The sequence below is a fragment of the Faecalicatena contorta genome (assembly GCF_001404335.1).
GTDB lineage: Bacteria > Bacillota > Clostridia > Lachnospirales > Lachnospiraceae > Faecalicatena > Faecalicatena contortus_B.
Genome location: NZ_CYZU01000109.1, coordinates 1 through 2,950, shown reverse-complemented (window position 1 = coordinate 2,950; position 2,950 = coordinate 1). Strand labels below are relative to the sequence as shown.

The following is a 2,950-nucleotide window of genomic DNA, read 5'->3' as shown; positions in this document are numbered from 1 at the left end:
ACGGCCTGCACCGAGGTGATGGAACCGTCCCTCGTGGACGTGATCCGCTCCTGCAGCGCCCCCATCTCCGTTGCCAGGGTGGGCTGGTAGCCTACCGCAGAGGGCACGCGCCCCAAAAGCGCCGATACTTCCGACCCCGCCTGGGTGAAACGGAAAATGTTGTCAATGAACAGCAGCACGTCCTGGTGCTCCCTGTCCCGGAAATGCTCCGCCATGGTCAGCCCCGTCAGCGCCACGCGCATCCTGGCTCCCGGCGGCTCATTCATCTGCCCGAATACCATGGCCGTCTTATCGATAACCCCGGATTCCTGCATCTCATAATACAGGTCGTTCCCTTCCCTGGTACGCTCGCCTACCCCTGCAAACACAGAGATCCCGCCGTGTTCCTTGGCGATGTTGTTGATCAGCTCCTGGATCAGCACGGTCTTCCCTACCCCCGCTCCCCCGAACAGGCCGACCTTCCCCCCTTTTGTGTAAGGGGCCAGCAGGTCAATGACCTTGATCCCGGTCTCAAAGATCACAGAAGACGTGTCCTGGTCCTTATAGTCCGGCGCCGGGCGGTGGATCGCATCGTAACGCTCCGCCTCTACGGCGCCCTTCNCGTCAATCGTCTCGCCCAGCACATTGAACAGGCGCCCTAATACTTCTTTCCCGACCGGGACCTTGATCGGCTCCCCCGTGTCGGTCGCTTCCATCCCCCGGTACATCCCATCCGTGGATGAAAGGGCAATACACCGGGCCTGATCCGCACCAATGTGCTGTTCCACCTCTGCTACAATGGTCTTTCCGTTTTGCTCGATATGTATTGCATTAAGAAGATTCGGCATCTGTTCCTCATCAAACTTAATATCAATAACCGGTCCGATAATCTGTTGAATGATTCCTTTATTCAATTGCCTCACCTCTTAATTTCTGAGCCTCCGAGCCGGCGATGATCTCAATGATCTCACTGGTAATCGCCGCCTGTCTCGCTCTGTTATAGTAAATAGATAATTCTGTCAGCATCTCGTTGGCACTGTCGCTGGCATTCTTCATCGCAATCCTGCGCGCCGAATGCTCGCACAAGGTCGCCTCCGCGATTGCACTGTACAGGTACAAAGCCAGGTACTCCTGCGCCAGGCTGTCAAACAGCTCCCGCCCGGCCGGTTCGTATTCCATCAGGGTCAGGTCACAGTCCCCTGCCTGCCCCCCTGCCTCCAGCGGGAACACCGGGGCCGCCTTCACCTCATGGGAAATCGAGTTCAGGTAGGAAGCATACAGCACCCGGATGCTTGTAAAACGGCCTTCCCGGTACAGCTCCAGCACTTCCCCTGAGAGCCGGTACGCTTCCTCGTACCCCATCTCATCCATCTGCTCCCGCTCCGTCTCCAGCATCTCCAGGCCTTCCCGGATGCAGAACTCTTTTCCCTTTGTCCCCAGGGCCGCGAAACAGCAGCTGCCCTTTTCTTCCTCTGCGATCTGCCCCGCCGCCTTCGTGATGGAGGTATTGTAGCTCCCGCACAGCCCTTTGCTGCTGGTGAGCAGGAGGTACAGCGTTTCCCCGTCCCTTGGTTCCAGGTACACTTCCGGCACCCCCTCCTCGGTACGCAGGACCTGCCCGTAAAGCCGCTTTTCCTCCTCCAGGTGTTTCCGGATATAGTCGAACCGGTTCGTTGCCTGCTTCAGTTTCGCTGCGGAAACCAGTTTCATGGCATTGGTGATCCTCTCCGTGCTGCTGACGCTTTTCATCCTGCGCTTAATCGCCTGCATCTGGTCAGCCATCGAATCTACCCGCCTTCCTGCATTCTTCTATGCCCTTCAAAAGCTGTTCCTCTGTCTCCGCTTCCAGTTTCCCTGTATCCGCAATGGCTTTCCCCACATGGGGGTAATTCGTATCCATGTACTGGTACAGTTCCTTTTCAAACCGCTTCACCTGGCTTGGCGCAATGCCCGCCAGATGCCCTTTTACTGCCGCATAAATGATCATGACCTGGTGTTCCACCGCAACCGGCTGGTACTGCCCCTGCTTCAGGATCTCCATCAGGAGCATGCCGTTCTCCAGCCGCTCTTTGGTATCCTTGTCAATGTCTGACCCAAACTGCGAGAACCCTTTCAGCTCCCGGTACTGCGCCAGCATCAGCTTGATCGTTCCCGCCACCTTCTTCATGGCCTTGATCTGGGCGCTGCCCCCTACCCGTGACACCGAGATCCCGGCGTTTACCGCGGGTCTCTGGCCCGAGAAGAACAGTTCCGACTCCAGGAAGATCTGGCCGTCCGTGATGGAGATGACGTTGGTCGGGATATACGCCGACACGTCCCCTGCCTGGGTCTCGATGATCGGCAGCGCCGTAATGGAACCCCCGCCCAGCTCATCGGAGAGCTTCGCGGAGCGCTCCAGCAGACGGCTGTGCAGGTAAAAGACATCCCCCGGGTACGCCTCTCGTCCTGGCGGGCGCCTCAGCAGCAGGGACATGGCACGGTATGCCACCGCGTGTTTGGACAGGTCGTCATATACGATCAGGACATCTTTCCCTTCATACATGAATTCCTCCCCCATCGCACACCCTGCATAGGGCGCTATGTACTGCAGCGGCGCCACGTCGCTGGCCGTCGCCGACACGATGATGGTATAGCGCATCGCATCCCGGTCTTCCAGCGTCTTCACCAGCTGCGCGATGGTCGACTTTCTCTGGCCGATGGCCACATAGATGCAGATCACGTCCTTGCCCTTCTGGTTCATGATGGTATCAATGGCGATGGCCGTCTTTCCCGTCTGGCGGTCCCCGATGATCAGTTCCCGCTGCCCCTTTCCGATGGGGATCATGGCGTCAATCGCCTTGATGCCCGTCTGCAGCGGCTGGTGCACTGACTTCCTCTGCAGCACCCCCGGCGCCGGGCTCTCGATGGGCCGCGTCTTATCCGTCTCTACCGGGCCCTTCCCGTCAATGGGCTCACCCAGCGGGTTCACGAC

3 protein-coding genes are annotated in these 2,950 nt (G+C 58.6%); all 3 read right to left on the bottom strand.

Annotation, left to right across the window (positions count from 1 at the left end):
* Positions 1-902, bottom strand: a 902-nt coding sequence (gene atpD, locus ARB69_RS25360) for a F0F1 ATP synthase subunit beta (RefSeq protein ID WP_070102575.1), incomplete at its 3' end; no start/stop codon positions are given.
* A complete protein-coding gene (gene atpG, locus ARB69_RS25355) occupies positions 886-1,761 on the bottom strand; it encodes an ATP synthase F1 subunit gamma (RefSeq protein WP_055155393.1) in 876 nt (291 codons plus the stop codon). The genes atpD and atpG, both read right to left, overlap by 17 nt.
* A partial coding sequence (gene atpA / locus ARB69_RS25350) for a F0F1 ATP synthase subunit alpha (RefSeq protein ID WP_055155392.1) occupies positions 1,754-2,950 on the bottom strand: 1,197 nt, incomplete at its 5' end. The genes atpG and atpA, both read right to left, overlap by 8 nt.